At 70.3% G+C, this 21117-nt stretch carries 14 protein-coding genes; 4 read left to right on the top strand and 10 right to left on the bottom strand.

Translation table 11 applies throughout. The features are described from left to right. The first annotated feature begins 38 nt into the window (after positions 1–38). Complete coding sequence (locus tag JI746_RS18635) at positions 39–728, top strand: response regulator transcription factor (RefSeq protein WP_201691760.1); 690 nt, start codon at positions 39–41, stop codon at positions 726–728. Beyond that, the gene (locus JI746_RS18630) at positions 725–2113 is read left to right on the top strand and encodes a sensor histidine kinase (protein WP_201691759.1); all 1389 of its coding nucleotides are present in this window, start codon (positions 725–727) and stop codon (positions 2111–2113) included. Before JI746_RS18635 ends, JI746_RS18630 begins: the two co-directional genes overlap by 4 nt. Before the next feature lie 15 nt (positions 2114–2128). On the opposite strand, the gene JI746_RS18625 is transcribed toward JI746_RS18630, so the two are convergent. From JI746_RS18625 to JI746_RS18585, 9 genes are all read right to left on the bottom strand, one after another. After that, entirely contained in the window at positions 2129–3394 is a 1266-nt protein-coding gene (locus tag JI746_RS18625; protein WP_201691758.1) for a sensor histidine kinase, read from the bottom strand. A gap of 40 nt (positions 3395–3434) precedes the next feature. After that, positions 3435–4214, bottom strand: a complete 780-nt coding sequence (locus JI746_RS18620) for a LuxR C-terminal-related transcriptional regulator (protein WP_201691757.1) — start codon at positions 4212–4214, stop codon at positions 3435–3437. A gap of 191 nt (positions 4215–4405) precedes the next feature. After that, the gene (locus JI746_RS18615; protein WP_201691756.1) at positions 4406–5755 is read right to left on the bottom strand and encodes an HlyD family type I secretion periplasmic adaptor subunit; all 1350 of its coding nucleotides are present in this window, start codon (positions 5753–5755) and stop codon (positions 4406–4408) included. A gap of 32 nt (positions 5756–5787) precedes the next feature. Beyond that, the gene (locus JI746_RS18610; RefSeq protein WP_201691754.1) at positions 5788–7473 is read right to left on the bottom strand and encodes a type I secretion system permease/ATPase; all 1686 of its coding nucleotides are present in this window, start codon (positions 7471–7473) and stop codon (positions 5788–5790) included. Next, positions 7470–7796: a hypothetical protein gene (locus JI746_RS18605; protein WP_201691752.1), complete on the bottom strand. Its 327-nt coding sequence runs from the start codon at positions 7794–7796 to the stop codon at positions 7470–7472. Before JI746_RS18605 ends, JI746_RS18610 begins: the two co-directional genes overlap by 4 nt. A gap of 39 nt (positions 7797–7835) precedes the next feature. Next, positions 7836–13724: a peroxidase family protein gene (locus tag JI746_RS28050; protein ID WP_201691750.1), complete on the bottom strand. Its 5889-nt coding sequence runs from the start codon at positions 13722–13724 to the stop codon at positions 7836–7838. A 496-nt stretch (positions 13725–14220) separates the two neighbouring features. Next, positions 14221–14724, bottom strand: coding sequence for a single-stranded DNA-binding protein (gene ssb / locus JI746_RS18595; RefSeq protein WP_201691748.1), 504 nt, complete (start codon positions 14722–14724; stop codon positions 14221–14223). A 45-nt stretch (positions 14725–14769) separates the two neighbouring features. Next, a complete protein-coding gene (locus JI746_RS18590; protein ID WP_201691860.1) occupies positions 14770–15975 on the bottom strand; it encodes an MFS transporter in 1206 nt (401 codons plus the stop codon). Between the two features lie 148 nt (positions 15976–16123). Next, the gene (locus JI746_RS18585) at positions 16124–16681 is read right to left on the bottom strand and encodes a hypothetical protein (protein ID WP_201691746.1); all 558 of its coding nucleotides are present in this window, start codon (positions 16679–16681) and stop codon (positions 16124–16126) included. A 164-nt stretch (positions 16682–16845) separates the two neighbouring features. Here JI746_RS18585 and uvrA point away from each other — a divergent pair, with 164 nt between their 5' ends. After that, positions 16846–19746 (top strand): excinuclease ABC subunit UvrA, encoded by a 2901-nt coding sequence (gene uvrA, locus JI746_RS18580; RefSeq protein ID WP_201691859.1) that lies wholly within the window; start codon positions 16846–16848, stop codon positions 19744–19746. 128 nt (positions 19747–19874) lie between these two features. Continuing rightward, positions 19875–20129: a GlsB/YeaQ/YmgE family stress response membrane protein gene (locus JI746_RS18575; protein WP_201691744.1), complete on the top strand. Its 255-nt coding sequence runs from the start codon at positions 19875–19877 to the stop codon at positions 20127–20129. 127 nt (positions 20130–20256) lie between these two features. Here JI746_RS18575 and pyrF read toward each other — a convergent pair whose 3' ends face one another. Then, complete coding sequence (gene pyrF / locus JI746_RS18570) at positions 20257–21099, bottom strand: orotidine-5'-phosphate decarboxylase (protein ID WP_201691742.1); 843 nt, start codon at positions 21097–21099, stop codon at positions 20257–20259. Between the last annotated feature and the right edge of the window lie 18 nt (positions 21100–21117).

The raw sequence follows: 21117 nt of genomic DNA, 5'->3' as shown, positions 1-21117 counted from the left end.
TTAGCGCCGCGCAGCCGCAGCCGCGCTACACCCTTCGGATGCGTGTGTTGCTCGTGGAAGACGATCCGACCCTGCGGCAGGTGATCCGGCGCAGCCTGGAGGACGCGGGCTGCCGCGTCGACGAAGCCGGCGACATCTCCGCCGGCGACCACATCTGGCGCGTGCAGTCGTTCGACGTGGTGGTGCTGGACCTGAACCTGCCGCACTCCGCCCATGCCCTCAGCGGCCTCGGCAGCGGGCTGTCGCTGCTGCGCAGCGCCCGCGCCCGCGGCGACCGCACGCCGGTGCTGGTGCTGACGGCGCGCAACCGCACCTCGGAACGCATCGAGGGGCTCGATGCCGGTGCCGACGACTACCTGGGCAAGCCCTTCGACCTCGACGAGCTGGAGGCGCGCCTGCGCGCGCTGGTGCGCCGCAGCCAGGGCACGGCGGACCACGTCGAGGTCGGCGCGCTGGCGCTGGACCGGCGCGCGCGGCGCATCCTGCTGCACGGCGAGCTGCTGCAACTGCCGGCGCGCGAGTTCGAGGTGCTGTGGGAGCTGATGTCGCCGGCCGGGCGGGTGGTGAGCAAGCGCGAGCTGTCGCTCAAGCTGTCCGAGCTGGGCGAGCTGCTGACCGAGAACGCGCTGGAGGCTTTCATCTCGCGCCTGCGCAAGCGGCTGGTCGATTCGGGCGTGCAGATCCGCACCCTGCGCGGGCTCGGCTACGTGCTGGAGGAAGCCCGGTGAGTTCCAGGCGCGGACCGCCGTCGCTGCGCCAGAACCTGCTGCGCCACATCCTCCTGTGGCTCGGGCTGGCCTGGCTGTTCGGCTCGGCGGTGACGGTCGGCGTGGGCCAGTGGTTCACGCAGCAGGCCTTCGACCGCGCCCTGCTGGACGACGCCTACCTGCTCGCCTCCAAGGTGCAGGTCCAGGGGCGGCGGCTCGCGCTGCAGGCGACGGAGCGGGAACTGCAGGACTTCCTGTTCGACCAGAACGAGACCGTGCTGTTCGCCATGCACGGCACCGACGGCGCGCTGCTGGCCGGCGAGGCCGCCCTGCCGCGGCCGCCGCGCCTTTCGCCGCCGGACCGCCTGTTCCGGGACCAGGACATCGCCGGGCGGCGCTTCCGCGTCGTGATGCTGGGGGTGGCGCAGCCCTCGCCCTTCGTGGTCTCGGTGGCCCAGAGCACGAGCGAACGGGCGCGGCTGCTGCGCGAGCTGCTGGCCTTCTCGCTGGCGCCGCAACTGCTGCTGCTGCTGGTGCTCGCCTGGCGCCTGCACCGCTCCATCGCGCAGGACATCGCGCCGCTGGCGCAACTGCGCGCCGCGGTGGAGCAGCGCCAGGCGGGCGACTTCACGCCGGTGCCGGTGCAGGCCGATTCGGCGGAAGCGCACGACCTCGCCCGCGCCATCAACCTGCTGCTCGGGCGGCTGGAGGAAAGCGCGCGCGGCCAGCGCGAGTTCACCGGCAACGTCGCGCACGAGCTGCGCACGCCGCTGGCCGGCATCCGCGCGCAGGCGGAATACGGCCTGCGCCACCGCGATCCCGAGGTCTGGCACGAGCAGCTGCAGGGCATCGCCGCCAGCGAGACGCGCGCCAGCCAGGCGCTCGACAAGCTGCTGGCCCTGGCCCTGGCCTACGAGGCCGGCACGGCGCTGCAGCTGGTACCCGTGCGGCTCGACGAGGCGGTGCAGGAGGCGGTGATGCGCTTCCTGCCGCGCGCCGACAAGCAGGGCGTGGACCTGGGCGCGGAAGGCGTCGACACGCCCAGCACGGTGCAGGCGGACCTGACGCTGGTCGAAGGCATCCTCAACAACCTGCTGGAAAACGCCTTGCGCCACGGCACCGCCGGCGGCGACGGCCGGCCGGTGGTGACGGTCGCCGTGCAGCAGGAGGATGGCCGCACGGTGCTGTCGGTGCAGGACAACGGCCCCGGCATCCCGCCGGAGCGCCGCTCGGAGATGCTCAAGCGCGGCGTGCGCGGCGTCGGCCAGCCGGGCGCCGGCAGCACCGCAGGCGGCGTCGGGCTGGCCCTGGTGACCTTCTACGCGCAGTTGCTCAAAGCGCCGGTGAGCTTCGGCAGCGGGCCGGACGGGCGGGGGTGGCGCTGCGCGATCGTGTTCGGCGCCTGAACGCGCCCTCGCCGCTCACGTGGCGCCGGACGCGACGGCGCGGACCTCCAGCAGCGGGATCCCCAGTTCCACGCTGGTGCCCTGGCCGGGCGCGCTGCGCAGCGTCAAGTGCAGCCCGGCCTCCTCCGCCCGCCGGCGCATGCCGGTGAGGCCACGCCCGGCCGGCGCGCCTTCAGCGTCCGGCGGCGTGGCCATGCCGCGCCCGTCGTCGACCACGCGCAGCTCGATGCGTCCGGCTCCGGGCAGGTGCCGGCACGACACGCTCAGGCGGGTCGCGCCGGCATGGCGCATCACGTTGGCGATCGCTTCCTGCACGATCCGCAGCGTGTGGGTGAGCGCGAGCGGCGGCAGCGCATCCAGCGCCGGCAGGTCCTCCACTTCCCATTGCAGCGCGATGCCCAGGCGCTGCAGGCTCGGCTGGATCCGGTAGCGCAACATGGCCAGGCTCTCCAGCAGCGAGGGGCTGTCCAGCGACAGCGAGTCCACGGTGATCTTGAGGTCCAGCAGGCACTGCTCCAGCGACAGGGCCAGCGCCCGCTGCTCGGGGTTCTTCAGGTCGAGCGAGGAAAGGATGGACACGAGATGCGAGCCGACGCCGTCGTGCACGTCCTGCGCGATGCGCTGGCGGTCCAGGCCGCTGTCGTGAACGGCGGCTTCCGCCGCACGCGCGCGGCGCCGGGCGGACACCAGGAACCAGAGCGCGAAGAGCACGCTCGGGTAGATGAACATCCCGGCCGTCCCCAGCCGCGAGGTGGGGTGGTGCCACAGGTCCGCCAGCACGCAGAACACCAGCAGGCCCATGGACAGCAATGCCGCCGGCAGGGCACGCTCGCGCCGGTACACGGGCCAGCGCACCACGAGGACCAGCAGGAAGGAGCCGAGCACCACCGCATTGAGACGCTCCCACAGGCGGAACCACTCGTCCTGCCCCGACCCCGTCCAGGCCAGCAGCACCGCCCCGCCGCCTGCAATCTGCAGCGCCCAGGCGGTGACCGTGAACCGCCGCCCGAGCCGCGCGCCGGTGAGGGCGAGCTCGCAGGCCGCTGCCACGCACAGCTGGTAGGCCATGTGCTCGATGAACTCGTCCACGGCGCCCGGCGGTTGCGGCGAGAAGCGCACCTGCCACACGAGGAACACCATCCACGAGAGCAGGCCGACCGCCATGGCGAAGTCGAGCGCCTTGTGTTCGCGCCGGGGCCCCGACAGCAGCAGGCCGCCGACCGTAAGGGCGGCCGCGGCCAGGCCGATCAGGGCACCGGTTTGCGCCGTTGCCAGCTGCATGACTGCGATCCGGTAGCGTCCGCTGGACTGGCCCCCCGGCTCAGATCAGCCGCTGTTGCGTGGCCTGCGCCACCGCCTGGGCGCGCGACCTGACCTGGAGCTTGCGGTAGATGTTGCGCACGTGGGTGTTGACCGTCTGCACGCTCAGCGCCATGCGCTCGCCGATGTCCTGGTTGGTGTAGCCCTTGGAGATCTCCCGCAGCACCTGGGACTCGCGCTCCGACAGTGCGGCACCGCGATCGGATGCCGCCGGCGCGGGGGCCGGCGTGGAGAAGCGTTGCAGCAGCCGTCGCGCGAGGTTCGGGGCGATGGACGCGCCGCCGCTCCAGACCTGCAGCACCGCCTGGGGGAAACTGCCGAACCACGTGCTCTTGACCAGGTAGCCGGTAGCGCCCAGCTCGAACGCGCGGATCGCGCGCTGTTCGTCATCGAGCACCGACACGACGATTGCCTCGGCGTGGCTGCGCACGTGCTTCATGTGCTCGATGAGCTCGAAACCGGAGCCGTTGCCCAGGTGCAGGTCGACGATCATCACGTCGAATTCGGTGCTCGAGATCAGCCGCTTGCCACTGCGCGCGCAGTGGGCCTGGCCGACGAAATCGATGCGCAGGTCCGAGCACAGCTCGCCGGCGATGACGCGGCGGATGTGCGGGTCGTCGTCGATCAGGATCACCCTGACCTGGCGGCCCGGCTCCGAATTCAGGAAATCCGGCCAGACCGATACGGCGTGGTGGCGTGTCTCGTAGCCGTGGCCGCCGCGCGACTCGCGCAGGCGCTCCGGCTCGGGGCCGAGCACGTCGTCCAGCGAGGAATTCTTCATCCACTTCCTTTCGCTACCCGGCGGGCCATAACCGCTATGACCTCGACCACTGCGTGCAAGGCAAGCATAGGGGGAAAGCGTCTGGATACATATCGAGATTTGTCGTCATCACGGCCTTCCACTGCCCGATGGACGAATGGCACGAACGCCAACGTTCGCATATCCGACATGGATGCAACCATTCGACTGCATCACAACATGCGCGCCGAGCGGCGCAAGGTGTTCACGACGGGTTCGGCGAGGAATTCCAGCGGCGTCTTCTCGCCGCCATCCAGGTACACCTCCGCCGACATGCCGGCCTGCAGCCTGAAATCCCCGCCCAGGTTCGCCAATGCATCCGCGTCGGCGACGATGGCCACGGCGTAATAGGGCTGCCCATCCTGCCGGTCCACCAGCCGGTCGGCCGAGACGTAGGTCACCTTGCCCTCCACCATCATGCTGTTGCGGTAGCGCAGGGCGGTGAACTTCAGGCGCGCGGACTGGCCCTCGTGCACGTTGGCGATGTCCTCGGGGCGCACCCGCGCCTCCACCGTGAGTTGCGTCTCGCTCGGCACGATGTCCGCGATCGGCTCGCCGGGGCGCACCACCGCGCCGGGCGAGTTGACCTTGAGGTCGATGACCTGGCCGGTGGCGGGTGCCACCACCACCTGCCGGCGGGCCGCGTCGTCCGACTTGCGCTGCTCCTGCTCCAGTTCGCTCAGGCGCTGCGTCGCTTCCTTGAGCTGGTCGCTGGCCGCCTTGACGTAGTCGTTGCGCAGGGACCCGATCTTGAGGTCCAGCTCCACCAGGCGCTGCTGGGCGCGGGCGAGTTCGCTGCGCCGTTCTTCGAGCCGGGCCGCGTAGTCGATCACCACCGCTTCCAGCTGCGCGATGCGGCTGGCGCTGATGAAGCCCTCGCCGACCAGCCGGCGGTTGGCCTCCAGGTCGCTGCGTTGCAGCTGCATCGAGCGCTGCGCCTGCTCGATCTGCGCGCGCACCGCCAGGATCTCCTGCTCGACGCGCTCGCGCTGCGCGCGCAGCAGGGCCGAGCCGCTGTCCAGCGCATGCCGCTGCGCCCGGAAGTGGCCGCCTTCCTTCTGCAGCGCCTGTTCGATGCGGGCATCCTGGCGCGCCTGCGCCAGCAGGTCGGCCGGGAAGCGCAGCACGGGTGCGAGGGCGTGCTCGGCCTCCAGCCGCACCAGCGCGGCGCGCTCCGCCAGCACCCGGTAGTCCAGCCGGTTGCGGTCCGCTTCCACGCGCACGTCCCCGAGCACCAGGACCGGTTCGCCGGCGCGCACCTGCTGGCCGTCGCGCACCAGCACCTCGCGGACCGTGCCCCCTTCGAGATGCTGCACCGGCCGCCGGTCGAGGTCGACCTTCACCACCGCGGGGGCCACCACCGCGATGGAGAGGGGCGCGAGCCCCATCCACAGCGCGATCGGCAGCAGCGCACCGCCAAGGATCCAGAAGCCCGCGCGGACCAGCCCGCGGGCGTGCTGCTGGCTGCCCTCGCCCCCAGCGGCCGGCAGTGCCCGCGCCGCGATGCCCGTCGTCTCTTGCATTCCGTGTCTCCTCCTGCGACTTGCACCTGCACTCAGGCGGCCTTGCGGTCCACCATCGCCTGGGCCTGCCGCTGCATGTCCATCCGCACCTCCGCGGCCGGGCCGAACTGCTGGATGCGGCCGGCAGCGAGCACCATGATCTTGTCGACGTGGGCGATCAGCGAAGGCCGGTGGGTCACCACCACCGTGCTCACGCCGGCCGCGCGCAAGCCGCCCATCGCCTGCGCGAGGGCGGCCTCGCCGGCGCCATCGAGGTTGGAGTTGGGTTCGTCGAGCACCACCAGCCGCGGGCTGCCGTAGAGGGCGCGCGCCAGGGCGACGCGCTGGCGCTGGCCGGGCGACAGGCGCATGCCGTGCTCGCCCAGCGGCGTGTCGTAGCCCTGTGCCAGGCCGAGGATCATCTCGTGCGCGTTGGCGCGCTGCGCGGCCTGGACCACCAGGTCGGCGTCGACCGGGCCGAGCCGCGCGATGTTCTCGGCCACCGTGCCCTCGAACAGTTCCACGTCCTGCGGCACATAGCCGATGTGCGGCCCCAGCGCCTCGCGCGGCCACTGGGTCAGGTCGGCCCCGTCGAGGCGCACGCGACCGGCGCTGGGCGACCACACGCCGGTGAGAAGCCGCGCCAGGGTGGACTTGCCCGCGGCGCTCGGGCCCACGATCGCCAGCGCCTCGCCCGGGGCCAGCTGGAACGAGATCGCCGACAGCGAGGCGGCCTCGACGCCGGGCGGGCGGAACGACACGCCGTCGGCCACCAGCCGGCCCTCCGGCGTCGGCAGCGCAAGCCGGGGCTCGTCGCGGGCGAACTCCTGCGACAGCGCCGCCAGCCGGCCATAGGCCGCGCGGGCCTCCACCAGCAGCCGCCAGTTGCCCACCAGCTGTTCGACCGGCTGCAAGGCCTTGCCCAGGAGAATGCTGGTGGCGATCATGATGCCGGGGGAGGCCTGCTGCGTCAGCGCCAGCCAGGCGCCCAGGGCCAGCATCAGGATCTGGATCGCCTGGCGCGCCGAGCGGCTCAGTGCAGTGAAGGCCACGGTGCTGCGCCCCACGCTGCGCTGCGTGGCGGCGATCTGGTCCTGCAGCGCACGCCAGCGCGCGAGCAGCCGTCCGGTCATGCCGAGTGCCTGCAGGATCTCGGCGTTGCGCAGCGAGTTCTCCACGTACTGCGTGGCGCGCCGGCCCTCCTTCTGCAGGTTCTCCAGCGGCCGCCGGCTGAGCCGGTCGTTCAGCCAGGCGAGCACCACCATCACCAGCGTGGAGGCGAGCGCGCCCAGGCCCAGCCACGGGTGGAACAGCCAGATCACCGCCACGTAGACCATCACCCAGGGCGCGTCGAACAGGGCGATCAGCGCGCCGGCGGAGAACATGCCGCGCAGCGCCGCGACGTCGCGGATGCCGTCGATCCGGCTCGCGCCCGCCGGTGAACGGGCCGCACGCTCGACCACCGCGTGCACCACCGGCGGGGAGAGCTGCTCGTCCAGCAGGGCGCCCAGCACGCCCTGCAGCCGCGTGCGCACGTAATCGAGCAGCAGCAGGATCAGCAGCGCCACGCCGGTTCCGAGCAGCAACACCAGCAGCGTCTCGCCGCTGTTGGTGGAGATCACCCGGTCGAAGACCTGCAGCGAGAAGAAGGCCGGCACCAGGAACAGCAGGTTGATCGCGAAGGAGAACGCCGCGATGGCCGCCAGCAGCGGGCGCAGGAGGGTCCACAGGGGCTTCACGATCTTGCGCTCCGGTTCGGAACCCGAAGCGCTTCGTCGTCGGACGGCGGCTCAGGCGCCGCCGCCTCCAGCGCGCGCACCCGCGCCCGCAGCCGCTCGATGGTCTCGAGCTGCACGCGGTACGAGTGCGCGAGCTGGCGCGCGATGTCGTACAGGCTGGCCAGGGTGCTCGCCAGTTCCTGCTTGCGCGCGCCGACCTGGTGGATGCGCGCCAGCAGCACGGCCTCGACCTCCCGCGCATCCGTCACCGCGCGCAGGGTCCTGGCCGGCGGCGGCGCCACCACCCTGCCCACCGGCTCCCTCTGGCTTGCCTGCTCCTGCATGTCTCCGCTCCCTTTTCTTGGTGGTGATGCCGTCGTGACTCAGGCCAGGAGGAAATCGGCCTGCGTGATCGCGTTGACGCCGGTGCCGTCCACGCCCAGCAGCTCGATCACGCCGCCCCCCACGGACACCAGCGTGTCCAGCGCGCCGGCGCCGTCGAGGTCGAGGACCGAGATGGACACCTGCGCATCGAAGTCGGCTTCGGTGATGCCCAGTGCGCGCAGGTCCAGCAGGTCCTGGCCGCCGACGGCGTTGGCATCGAAGCCGACGATGCGGTCGGTGCCGAAGCCCGCCTCGAACACGAAGATGTCGGTGCCGGCACCGCCGTCGAGGAGGTCGTTGCCGGCGCCGCCGGCGAGGGTGTCGTTGCCGGCACCGCCGGAGAGCGTGTTGTCGCCGGCATCGCCGATCAGGACGTCGCTGCCGCTGCCGCCCGTCACGTTCTCGACGCCTGCGATCGCGGCGAAACCCGAAGCGGTTCCTGCCCCCAGGTCCACGGAGACGGCCTCCGTGGTCCCGGCGTAGCTCAGGGTGTCGATGCCGCCTCGCGTGTCGGCCGTCACCGATTCCACGTTGACGACGGTGCCGTTCGCGATCGTCGCCAGCTTGCCTCCGGACACCAGCACCCGCAGCATCTCGTTGGCGTCATTGCCCGTCACGACCAGCGTGTCCACGCCGTCGCCACCGTCGACACTGTCCGCCCCGTGGCCGATGGAGCGGAGGATGGTGTCGTTGCCCGCACCGGCAGCGATGTCGTCATTTCCCAGGCCGCCATCCAGGATGTCGTCGCCGTCGCCGCCCAGCAGCGTGTCGTTGCCTGCGCCCCCGATCAGGACGTCGTCGCCGGCGCCGCCGGTCAAGGTGTCGTTGCCGGCGCCGCCATCCAGGATGTCGTTGCCCGCGCCGCCGACGACCACGTTGGCGGCGGCATTGCCCGTCCCCGTGAAGTCGCCCGCACCGATGAAGGTGAGGTTCTCGACGTTGACGTTGTTGATGGCATAGCGGTTGGTGAAGGAGCGCACTTCGTCGGTGCCGACGCCGGAATCGCTGACGACGTCCGTGGTGTCGTGGACGACGAAGACGTCGTTGCCGCCACCTCCGGTGAGAACGTTGTCGACGCCGGCCGCCCCGATCAGCAGGTCGTCGCCGCTCGTGCCGATCACGTTCTCGATGCCGGCGACGGACGCGAAGCCCGACGCCGTCCCGGCGCCCAGGTCAACGACGACGGCATCGGTGCTTCCGACGTAGCTGAGGGTGTCGACACCGGCCCCCGTGTCGGCCGAGATGGCCTCCACGCCCTGCACCGTTCCACCCCCGACGGAAGCGATGCTGCCCCCCGCCACGACGACGCGCAGCATCTCGTTGGCGGCGTTGCCCGTCAGCACCAGGGTGTCGTCCCCGTCGCCGCCGTCGACGCTGTCGATGCCGTGCCCGACCCCGGCCAGGATCGTGTCGTTGCCGGCACCACCGTCGATGGTGTCGTTGCCCAGCCCTCCGTCCAGGATGTCATCGCCGTCGCCGCCGACCAGGGTGTCGTTGCCGGCGCCGCCGTCCAGGGTGTCGTCGCCGTCGCCGCCGGAGATCACGTCGTTTCCGAGGCCGCCAACGAGCACGTCGCTCGCGCCCATGCCGAACAACTGGTCATCGCCGCCCAGGCCGTAGATGCGCTCGTAGCGGTCGTCGCCGACCAGCACGTCGTTGCCGGCGGTTCCCTGGATGTCGCGCTGGCCGATCATCATCGTCTGGTCGGCGAAGACCAGCCGCTCGATGTTGAACAGGCGATCGATGCCGTCGTCGATCGCCTCGTCCGACGGATCCACGTGGGCCACCGTGAACGAGCCGTCCAGGTTGGCGGTGATCGTGTACTCCTCGCGGTTGCCGCGGTACACCGCCTCGTCGATGGCGGCGTCGGTGGGATCCCCGTCGAGGATCTCACGCACGATGCTCAGGCGCCCCGGATCCAAGGTGCGGTCGAACATCAGCTGGTCGAGCGTGCGGCCGCCGAACAGCACCTGCCCCGTCGGGGAATAGACCTTGCCCCCCAGGTCGTCGCTCCAGCCAAGCTCGCCGCCGGCGCCGTCTGCGATGCGGATGCGCACGTTCAGCCAGCGGTCGCCGTCGATCACGTCGTTGCCGGCCTTGCCCATGAAGCGGTCGCTGCCTGCGCCGCCCAGCAGGATGTCCGCCGGCGTGTCCTCCAGGGAGACGGCGTTGCCCGCCTCGTCGTAGCCGATCGCTTCCGGGTCGAACACGACGGCCGTGTGCTGCTTGCCGGCCACATGGAGCGTGACGCGACCGAGGTGCGCCACCAGCGGCGCCAGGCCGTCGATGCGCGCGACGCCCTCCTCCAGCAAGGCGTTGGAGTAGGACGTGAAGGGCATGGTCGGATCGGAAATGGCGGCGCCCCCGCTGCCGCCGATGGCGCCCGTGACGAAGTCGCGGCCGGTGAGGATGTCGTCGTGCACCCAGCCGGACAGGCCCTCCACCAGGTCGAAGCGGTCTCGCAGGATGAACTCCTGCTGGTTGACGAAGAGCGGGATGCCCAGGTCCGAGTTGGCGCCCTGCGCCTCGCCCTTGTGGATCGCCCAGTCGAAGCCGGCCATGCCGTTGCTGCGCTGGATTCCCAGGCCCTGGAACATGATGTCGTCGCCCGACTCGGCGTCGTAGTCGTTGTCGTTGCCGCGGCCGTTGAGCACGTCGTGGCCGATGATGGGGCTGTTGAAGAACAGCTCGGAGTTGTCGCCGGCCAGGGTGTCGAAGCTGTCGCCGCCTTCGAGCCAGTCGTCGCCTTCGTTGCCGAGGATGAAGCTCAGGCCGTCCGGCCCGCGCACGAAGTCGTTGCCTTCGCCGCCGTTGATGGTCTTGCCGTCGACGCCGCCGTAGATGAAGTCCTGGCCGGTGCCGCCGAAGATCAGGTCGAGGCCGTTGCCGCCGTTGATCACGTCGTCGCCGCCGTCCCCGTGGATCACGTCGGCCGCGCCGGAGTCGGTGCCCGAGTCCGTGATGATGTCGTTGCCGTCGCCGCCGAACAGGTGGTCCACGCCGAAGCCGCCTTCGAGCCGGTCGTCGCCGCCGTCGCCCCAGAGCGTGTCGTCGCCCTCGCCGCCGATCAGGGTGTCGTTGCCCTCGGTGCCACCGAGCACCACGTGGTCGACGCCGGAGTAGCGCAGGTAGTCGTCGATGCCATCGCCGTCGGTATCGCGCCGCTCCACCATCGGCCGGAAGCTGGCCAGGATCGGATCGGAATGGTTCGGGTCGTCGACGTTCTGGCGCGTGCGATCGAGCTCCAGGATGTAGGCGGCCGTGAGGAAGGCGGCGCCCGGCAGGTGCGTGGCGCCGGCGTTTCCGAGGTCGGTGTTGCGCATCACCAGCTCGGCGAAGGAATCCGCTTCCAGCTGGTTGAGCAGGTTCATGCCCTGCGCCCGGCTCAGGTAGTAGAAGCGGTCGCCTTCCTGCAGGTTCTCCATCTGCACTTCGAAGACGAAGTTGAAGGTCGTGCCCAGCAGGCCGCCGAAGGGCATCTTCTTCTCGGCCAGCCCGCCGATCCACAGGTCGACGTTCTCCAGGCCGCCCAGGGCGCCGCCGGCCCACTCGCCGGTGGCGTTGAGGAAGTCCGTGCGGTCGGCCGGCGCGCCGGCACCGCCCATCACCAGCAGGCTCGCGGCCGCGCGCTTGTCTTCGACGGTGGTGGCGTCCGTGATGCTTTCGTGCGTGCCGTAGGCCGCGATGAAGTTGATGATGGACGCCGGGTTCTTGATGGCCAGGGCGAAGTCGTACCAGCTGTCGTAGGGCTTGAGCGTGCTGTCCTGCGTCTGCTCGAAGAACTGGCGGCGCGCCACGTTCAGCGAGGGCACGCCGGTGTCGCGGCCGCGCGCGATGTTCACCGCGCCGAGGTCCAGGGGCAGGCCCACGAGGTTGTTGCGCAGCGCCTCGGTGAGGAACTCGTCGATCTCGTTGCCCACCTGGCGGGTCATCCCGCGCAGGATGGCGCCGGCCGCTTCCTCCGCCGTGGCGCCGCTGGCGGCGAAGGCGAGCGGGTTGAGGAAGGCGTCGATCAGGCCGATGTCGCTGGAGGTCTGGCCGTCGGCGTCCAGTCGGTCCACCGTCTCGCGCAGCATGGAGTGGCCGAAGCGGTACACCACGTGGGCGAATTCGGCGACGATGGCCGCGTCGATCTCCACCGTGTTGGAGAACAGGAAGGGATCGACGTCCGGCGAGACCAGCCGGGCGAACTCCTCGAACACCAGGTGCTGGTACACCATCTCGGTGCTGAAGCGCGCCGCCTGGAACAGCCGCTCCCCGTTCCACGCCAGGGTGCTGGTGTCGGCCGGCAGCGTTGCGCCTTCGATGGGCGCGAGCAGCCACTGGTTGATGAAGGCGATGTCGCCGCTGGCCAGGATCTCGGCCTGGATCTGGTCGATGCGGTTGTTGTGCTCGCCGTGGAACACGGCGTGCACCGAGGTCAGGCCGATGTTCTCGTTGCCGCGCCCGTCACCGACGATGTAGTGGCGATCGAGCAGCTCGTTGTCGTACGTGGTCGCCTGGCCGAAGGCGTTCAGCGGGATGCCGTTGCCGGCCACGTCGTCTTCATCGGCCAGCTTGGCCACTTCGGGCGTGAGGGGATTGCGGTCGTCGTCCACCAGCCCCGGCACCGCGTTGTGCGCGATATCGGCCAGGAAGGCGCGGCCGGCGCCGAGGGCGAGCGAAGCCTCGACGGGCGCGGCCGGATCGCCTTCGATCAATCCGGTGGCCGTGACCAGCTGCGCATAGCCGTTCGCGCCCGGTTCGAAGTTGCCGTACAGGTCGGATGCCACCAGCGGCACGCGCAGCACGTCCATGTCGGCGAGCTCGATGCCCAGCATCTCGCGCGCCTGCTGCTTGACGTCCGCCCAGGTCGGCGGGCCGCCGTTCCCGCCCTCCAGCATCCGGCCGGTGGCCACGGTCTTCGGCACGCCGTCGACCTCCACCCGCACGTATTCGCGCAGGAACACCTGGTGCGATTCGTGCGACCCGTAGACCTGGTTGAGGTCCACGTAGGGCGTGGTCTCGTTGCGGTGCTCGCGGATGTCGTCTGCCGTGCCGAGCACGCCGTCCGGCCCGGGCTGGTTGGTGGCGCGCGTCAGGACCATGAAGTTGGTCGGGCTGCCTTCCACGTAGAGCGGATCGTCCGGCTGCAGAGGCATGTAGACCGTGCCGCTGCCGCCCTTGCCGACCAGGTCCAGGCCGTGGTCGAAGAACTGCCCGAAGAGCGTGAGGAAGCCGTTGAAGGGCGCCGTGTCGCCCAGGTCCGGCATCACGTTGGGCACGAAGATCGACTTGTCGTGCACGTCGAACTGCAGGCCGAGCTGCGCCGGCAGCGCTTCGAACGCAGCCGCGGCATCGTCGGCGCGCGCCTGGGCCAGCGCCACTGCGGCGGGGTCCGGGGCCGGGTCGGTGCCGGCGGCGATGGCATCGAGCAGTTGCTGCAGGTCGGCGGCAGCCTGCTCAGTGGCCTGTCGCGCCGCCGCGTACTTCGCCGAATCGCCCCAGGGGTCGGTGGAGCCGATCGCCGCAAAGGCGGCGACGAACACCGCCGGGTTGCCGGTGGACTGGTCGGAGATGAGGTTGCTGATCGTGCGCGGCTGCGAGTCGTAGACGCTGCCGGCGGTCTGGGCGTACGAGGTCGGCTGGCCGGTGCGCGGGTTGGCCTCCGCTTCCTGGAACTCGGGCGTCAGCAGCCGCGGCATGAGCTCGTCGGCCGCGCCGTAGGTGGTGTGCACCAAGTTGTTGTACTGGCCGCTCACGGTGCGCAGCCCGAAGGGCACGAGGTTGCCGAGGGGGGTGCCCACCTCGTCGGTGAGCTGGGTGTAGCCCGATTCGACGTGCCGCTCGGCAATCCGGATGTGGCCGAGGATGCGGGTGAGGTCGTCGAGGTTGAGGCGGAAAGACATGCTGGCTCCTCCGGGGAAAGGTCAGGGCTGGTGGACAGCTCGGCGACAGAGGTCTGTCATGAGCTGTAAACCAGTGTGTCCACCGGAAACTTGTGCAGCAATACCTAGGATTTGGCGCGCAAAAGGCAGCTCAGCAGCGCCGAAGGCACCGATGGCGGGTGAGCAGTACCCACTGCCCCGTTGATAACGAGGTAGTTGTCAATTGCATCCTGAGTAACGCGATGTAAATGCGCTCAGGATGACTCCCGCGCCGCGGGCGTCAGGCCACCAAGGCACCTCGGGTGCGGCGGCTGCGCGGTGCGCGGAGTGACCGGAAAGGGGACGTTGTCCCGCCGCTGTCGGTGACAGCAGCCCTGGACTCGAAAGTAGCGGCAAGGCCTGGACCGGGCATCGCCGGAACGGGCCGAAAGGTCGGCACTTTGGTGCCGAACGCCGGCCGCCAGCGGGGAGGCGCAACGCAAGCCGCCACGGGGAGCGCGCGGCTGCGCGCCGCGAATCAGAACGGGATGTCGTCGTCCATGTCGTCGAAGCCGCTGGCGGGCTTGGCGGCCGGACGCTGGCCGCCGCCACCGCCTCCGCCCGCAGGCGCGCGGCTGGGGGGCGCGGAACGGCGCGGCGCGCTGTCGTAGCCGCCGTCGTCGTCGCCCGAGGGCGAGCCCATGCCTTCGCGCTTGCCCAGCATCTGCATCTGGTCGGCGCGGATTTCGGTGGCGTACTTCTCGACGCCGTCCTTGTCGGTGTACTTGCGGGTACGGATGCTGCCTTCGATGTACACCTGCGAGCCCTTGCGCAGGTACTCGCCCGCGATCTCGGCCAGCCGGTCGTTGAAGACGACGCGGTGCCACTCGGTCGCCTCGCGCATCTCGCCGCTCTGCTTGTCCTTCCAGCGGTCGGTGGTGGCGACCGTGACGTTGCACACGCGGCCGCCACTCGGGAACGTGCGCGTCTCGGGGTCGCGCCCCAGGTTGCCGACGATGATGACCTTGTTCACGGATGCCATGGAAACTCCTCTAAGGGGTCGATTATCGGGCCTGCACCGAAGCCCTCAGCCGGCCTCGGCCTCCTCGGCGAGCACTTCTTCCGCCGTCTTGCGGGGCTGCGGCGCCTGCATCGGCCAGGCGGCGACCAGCCACACCAGCATCAGGCCCGCCCCGGCGCCGAACAGCCCTGCCGGTCCAACGTTCTTGGACAGCCAGCCGCCGACGGCCCCGCCGGCAAAAAATCCCAGCGATTGCAGTGTGTTGTACACACCGAGCGCGGCGCCGCGCGACTGCGGCGGCGCCAGGCGGGAGGCCAGGCTCGGCTGCGTCGCCTCCAGGATGTTGAAGCCGCAGAAGAACAGGAACAGCAGCATGGCCAGCGCCGGCAGGCTCGGCGTGGCCGCCGTGGCGAGCAGCCCGAGCTGCACCAGCATGACGAGGCCGATGGCCGCGAGGAACACCCCGCGCAGGTAGCCGCGCCGCTCCAGGGTGAACATGCCGCCCATGACCACGAACGAGGCGAGCACGGCCGGCAGGTAGACCTGCCAGTGGCGGTCCTTCGCCAGCCCGGACTGCACCAGCATCGCCGGCACCGCCACCCACATCGCCACCTGGACGGCATGCAGCACGAACACGCCGATATCCAGCCGCACCAGCGGCGGGTGCTTCAGCACGTCGGCCAGGCGGCCGCGCGGCACGTTGGCGTGCTGCACGGGCTCGGCGGGCGTCCACCACAGCACCACCGCGATGCAGCTCAGCGCCAGCACCCCGGTGACCGTGAACAGGCCATGCAGGCCGATGCGCGCCGCCAGCAGCGGCGCGGCCACCAGCGAGACGGCGAACACCAGGCCGATGCTGGCGCCGACCATGGCCATGGCCTTGGTGCGCACGATGTCGCGCGTCTGGTCCGCCAGCAGCGCCGTCACCGCCGCCGACACGGCCCCGGCGCCCTGCACGGCGCGCCCGATCAGCAGCCAGTGCAGGCTGGGCGCCGCCGCGGCGATGAAGCTGCCGACCGCGAACACCAGCAGGCCCAGCACGATCACGCGCTTGCGGCCGAAGCGGTCGGAGGCGAGCCCGTAGGGGATCTGCAGCACGCCCTGCGTGAGGCCGTAGATGCCCATGGCCAGGCCCACCAGCGCCGGATCGCTGCCGCCCGGGTAGCGGGCGGCCTCCAGCGCGAAGACCGGCAGCACGAGGAACAGCCCGAGCATGCGGGCTGCGAAGATCATCGCGAGCGAAGCGCTGGCGCGGCGCTCGGCCGGCGTCATGCGGCTGGCGCCGGCGGGAACAGGGATGGAATTCACGGAGGGGGAGATCTGCTGGCGGACGCACCGTCCGGCTCAAGGCAGGATTCTCCCCGATCAGGGACTTCCCGGCGCCAAGGCTTCGGGAAGCGGGCTCGCCAGCAACGGACGCTCAGTTCTTCGGAATGCCGGCGGCGAACCACGCGCCGCCCGTGTTGACGATCAGCAGGATGGGGTTGCCGCAGGACGGCGGCACCTGGGGCGTCAGGGGCTCGTTGAAGCTGAAGTCGCCGTCGGCCTCCAGGGCCTTGGCGGGCGTCGTGTGCCTGGAGGTGACGGTCGTCCCGTCGTTGCACAGGAGCAGCGGCCGGACGCTCTGCCCGCCGGTGCGGCCGACGGCGTTGCCGCCACCCAGCAGCAGGCCGCGGCCGTCCACCTTGATGTTGCTGTTGATGTCGATGGTGGCGGTCAGCCGTTCGATCACCCACGGGCGCCCGCCCGGGTTGACGTCGAAGACCGCATTGGGTACGGCGCCCGCCGCCAGCGGCTGGGAGCCGATGCCGCCGTCGAATTTCAGCAGCGGCTGCGCGGCATGCGCCATGTCGGTGGTGAGCAGCGTCGTGGCCGCCACGGCGGCCAGCGCGGTGCCGGCCAGCAGGCGCAGCAGGGCGCCCTGGGCGGGGAAGTGGCGGCTGGCGATGGGCGAGGCGGGATCGTAGGGACGGGTCATGCGTGTCCTCCAGTGGTGGTACGCCATGAACGATGAGCGGTACCCGTTCCTTCCCCGATGGAAACAAAAGGCTGCGGTCGTTACGGCTCGGCGCTCCGGCCGCGCTGGACGGGCGACCCGTGCGCGCAGGAGCGCCGCGGCCTATCATTTCGGGTTTTCCCTTGATGGGCGCGAGTTTGAACGACAGCAGCGACGGCAAGTACCTGCATGGGGCCCTGGGCCAGCGGATCAGCATCCGCGGGGCGCGCACGCACAACCTGAAGAACATCGACCTCGACCTGCCACGGTACCGGCTGGTGGTGATCACCGGCCTGTCCGGCTCCGGCAAGTCCTCGCTCGCCTTCGACACGCTCTATGCCGAGGGGCAGCGGCGCTACGTCGAGAGCCTCTCGGCCTATGCCCGCCAGTTCCTGCAGTTGATGGACAAGCCGGACGTCGACGTCATCGAGGGCCTGTCGCCCGCGATCTCGATCGAGCAGAAGGCCACCAGCCACAACCCGCGTTCCACGGTGGGCACGGTGACCGAGATCCACGACTACCTGCGCCTGCTGTTCGCCCGCGCCGGCACGCCCTATTGCCCGATCCACGCAATCCCGCTGCAGTCCCAGACCGTCTCGCAGATGGTCGACGCCGTGCTGGCGCTGCCCGAGGACACCCGGCTGATGGTGCTGGCGCCGGTGGCGCGCGAGCGCAAGGGCGAATTCAGCGACCTCTTCGCCGAGATGCAGGGCCAGGGCTACGTGCGCTTCCGTGTCGCCGGCGAAGTGTTCGAATTCGACAACCTGCCGAAACTGAAGAAGGCCGAGAAGCACGACATCGACGTCGTCGTCGACCGGCTGAAGGTCAAGGCGGAGGTGCAGCAGCGCCTGGCGGAAAGTTTCGAGGCGGCGCTGCGCCTGGCCGACGGCCGCGCGCTCGCGGTGGAGATGGACAGCGGGCGGGAGCACCTGTTCAACGCGAAGTTCGCCTGCCCGATCTGCCACTACTCGATCGCGGAGCTGGAGCCGCGCCTGTTCTCGTTCAACTCGCCGGTCGGCGCCTGCCCCGCCTGCGACGGCATCGGCACCATGGAGTTCTTCGACCCGACCCGGGTCGTCGCCTTCCCCGAGCTGTCGCTGGCCGGCGGCGCCATCAAGGGCTGGGACCGGCGCAACCCGCACTACTTCAACCTGATCGAGAGCCTGGCGCGGCACTACAAGTTCAGCGTCGACACGCCGTTCCAGGAGCTCGAGCCGCACGTGCGCAAGGCCTTGCTGCACGGCTCGGGCGAGGAGGAGATCCGGTTCACGTATTCCACCGAGGCGGGGACCTCCGGCGGCCGCAAGGTCTCGAAGAAGCACCCTTTCGAGGGCGTGCTGCCCAGCATGGAGCGGCGCTACCGCGAGACCGATTCGCCGGCGGTGCGCGAGGAGCTCGCCCGCTACCGCAGCCTGCAGCCCTGCCCCACCTGCGACGGCACGCGCCTGCGCACCGAGGCACGCCACGTGAAGCTGGGCGAAGGCGAGCAGGCGCGCGCGATCTACGAGATCGGCCACATGACGCTGCGCGACAGCCATGCCTGGTTCCACGACCTGAAGCTGCGCGGCGCCAAGGCGGAGATCGCCGACAAGGTGATCCGCGAGATCGGCGCGCGCCTGCGCTTCCTCAACGACGTCGGCCTGACCTACCTGTCGCTCGATCGCAGCGCCGAGACGCTGTCCGGCGGCGAGGCGCAGCGCATCCGCCTGGCCTCGCAGATCGGCTCCGGCCTCACCGGCGTGATGTACGTGCTGGACGAGCCTTCGATCGGCCTGCACCAGCGTGACAACGACCGCCTGATCGGCACGCTGCAGCACCTGCGCGACCTGGGCAACAGCGTGCTGGTGGTGGAGCACGACGAGGACATGATCCGCGCCGCCGACTACGTCGTCGACATGGGCCCGGGCGCGGGCATCCACGGCGGCCAGGTGGTGGCGCAGGGCACGCCGCCGGAGGTGATGGCCAACGAGGCCTCTCTGACCGGCCGCTATCTCTCGGGCACACTGAAGATCCCGGTGCCGGCGAAGCGCAACCGCCTGGGCGAGCAGCCGGACCCGCAGGTGATCCGCATCGTCACGGCGAGCGGCAACAACCTGAAGGACGTGACGGTGGAGATCCCGGTCGGCCTGCTCACGTGCGTGACGGGCGTCTCCGGCTCGGGCAAGTCCACCCTCGTGAACGACACGCTCTATGCCGCCGTCGCGCGCGAGCTCTATCGCGCCCACGAGGAGCCGGCGCCGCACGAGGCGATCGAAGGCATCGAGCACTTCGACAAGGTGATCAACGTCGACCAGTCGCCGATAGGCCGCACGCCGCGCAGCAACCCCGCCACCTACACCGGCCTGTTCACGCCGATCCGCGAGCTGATGGCCGACACGACCCTGGCCAGGGAACGCGGCTACGGCCCGGGGCGCTTTTCCTTCAACGTGCCGGGCGGCCGCTGCGAGGCCTGCCAGGGCGACGGCGTGGTCAAGGTGGAGATGCACTTCCTGCCGGACGTGTACGTGCCCTGCGACGTGTGCCGCGGCCAGCGCTACAACCGCGAGACGCTGGAGGTGCAATGGAAGGGCCGCAACATCGCGCAGATCCTCGACTTGACCGTGGAGGATGCATATGCCTTCCTCAAGCCGGTGCCGGCGATCGCGCGCAAGCTGCACACGCTGCTGGACGTGGGACTCTCGTACGTCAAGCTGGGGCAGGCAGCGACCACGCTCTCGGGCGGCGAGGCGCAGCGCGTGAAGCTGGCGCTGGAACTGTCCAAGCGCGACACCGGGCGCACGCTGTACATCCTGGACGAGCCGACCACCGGCCTGCACTTCGCCGACATCGCGCTGCTGCTGAAGGTGCTGCACCAGCTGCGCGACGCCGGCAACACCATCGTGGTGATCGAGCACAACCTGGACGTGATCAAGACGGCCGACTGGATCATCGACATGGGGCCGGAGGGCGGCGATGGGGGCGGGACGGTGGTGGTGGCCGGCACGCCGGAAGATGTGGCGGCGCATGCGCAAAGCCACACGGGGCACTACCTGAAGCGGCTGCTGTGAGCGGCCGGGGTGGCGTACGGTTGCGCTGGACCTGCCCCTGCCTACGCAGGAACTCCTGCTGGCCTACAGAGCCGCCCCGGTGCGCTCCCTAGCATGCTCCCCACAAGCAAACTCGTCTGGAGATCCACATGTCGATCATCGGCACCATCATCGTCGGCTTCATCGTGGGCCTGATCGCCCGCGCGGTGAAGCCCGGCAATGACCGCATGGGCATCATCATGACCACGCTCCTCGGCATCGCCGGCGCGTTCGTCGCGCGCTTCATCGGCCAGGCCATGGGCCTGTACGGACCGAACGATCCGGCCGGCTGGATCGCCTCGGTGATCGGTGCGGTGCTGCTGTTGTTCATCTTCGCGATGGTGCGGGGGCGCAGGCGGTATTGAGCCTCCGATGCGGCTCGCGGCCGGTAGGCTGGCGGTGAGCCGCGCCAGCGCGCGAACCCCAGCGATGCGCGAAGCGCTGGGGTTCCGGCGCTGACGCGCGTCACCACCACCAGCCTACGACCTCCCGCTACGGCAGATCCGACATCACCGGCAACCCCGACCGCAGCAGCAGCTGCGTGCGCAGCGCCTCCGCCCGCGCGGCCTCCGCGAAATCGAGGCCGCTCGACGCATACAGGATAGAGCGCGAGGAATTGACGATGATCGGCCCCTTCGCGCGCCAGCCCGCCTGCACGGTCGCCACCGCATCGCCGCCCTGCGCACCCACGCCGGGAATCAGCAGCGGCATGGTGGGCGCGATGTCGCGCACCCGCTCGATCTCGTTCGGGTAGGTCGCACCGACCACCAGCCCGAGCTGCCCGTTCAGGTTCCATGCACCTTGCGCCAGCCGCGCGATGTGCTCGTACAGCAAGGGCTGGCCCTCGACGGAGGCGAGCCGCTGGTTCTGCAGGTCGTCGCCACCGGGGTTGGACGTTCGGCACAGCAGGAAGGCGCCCTTGTCGGGGTATTTCAGGTAGGGCTGCACCGAATCGAAACCCATGAAGGGCGACAAGGTGACCGCGTCGGCGCCGTAGCGCTCGAACGCCTCGTGCGCATACTGCTCCGCGGTGGAGCCGATGTCGCCCCGCTTGGCGTCCAGGATCACCGGCACGTGCGGGAAGTTGGCGCGCAGGTGGCGCATCAGCTGTTCGAGCTGGTCCTCGGCCCGGTGCGCCGCGAAGTAGGCGATCTGCGGCTTGAAGGCGCAGACCAGGTCGCCGGTGGCGTCGACGATGCCGGCGCAGAAATCGAAGATGCGGGCCGTGTTCGCCGTCATCCCGTGCGGGAAGCGGGTCGGCTCCGGGTCCAGCCCCACGCACAGCATGGAACCGTTGCGCACCTGCGCCGCCTGCAGCATCTCGAGGAAGGTCATGGGCCGATTCTAGGAGCC

Source organism: Ramlibacter alkalitolerans (assembly GCF_016722765.1).
Classification (GTDB): Bacteria; Pseudomonadota; Gammaproteobacteria; order Burkholderiales; family Burkholderiaceae_C; genus Ramlibacter; species Ramlibacter alkalitolerans.
This window is presented reverse-complemented; position numbering and strand designations above follow the sequence as displayed.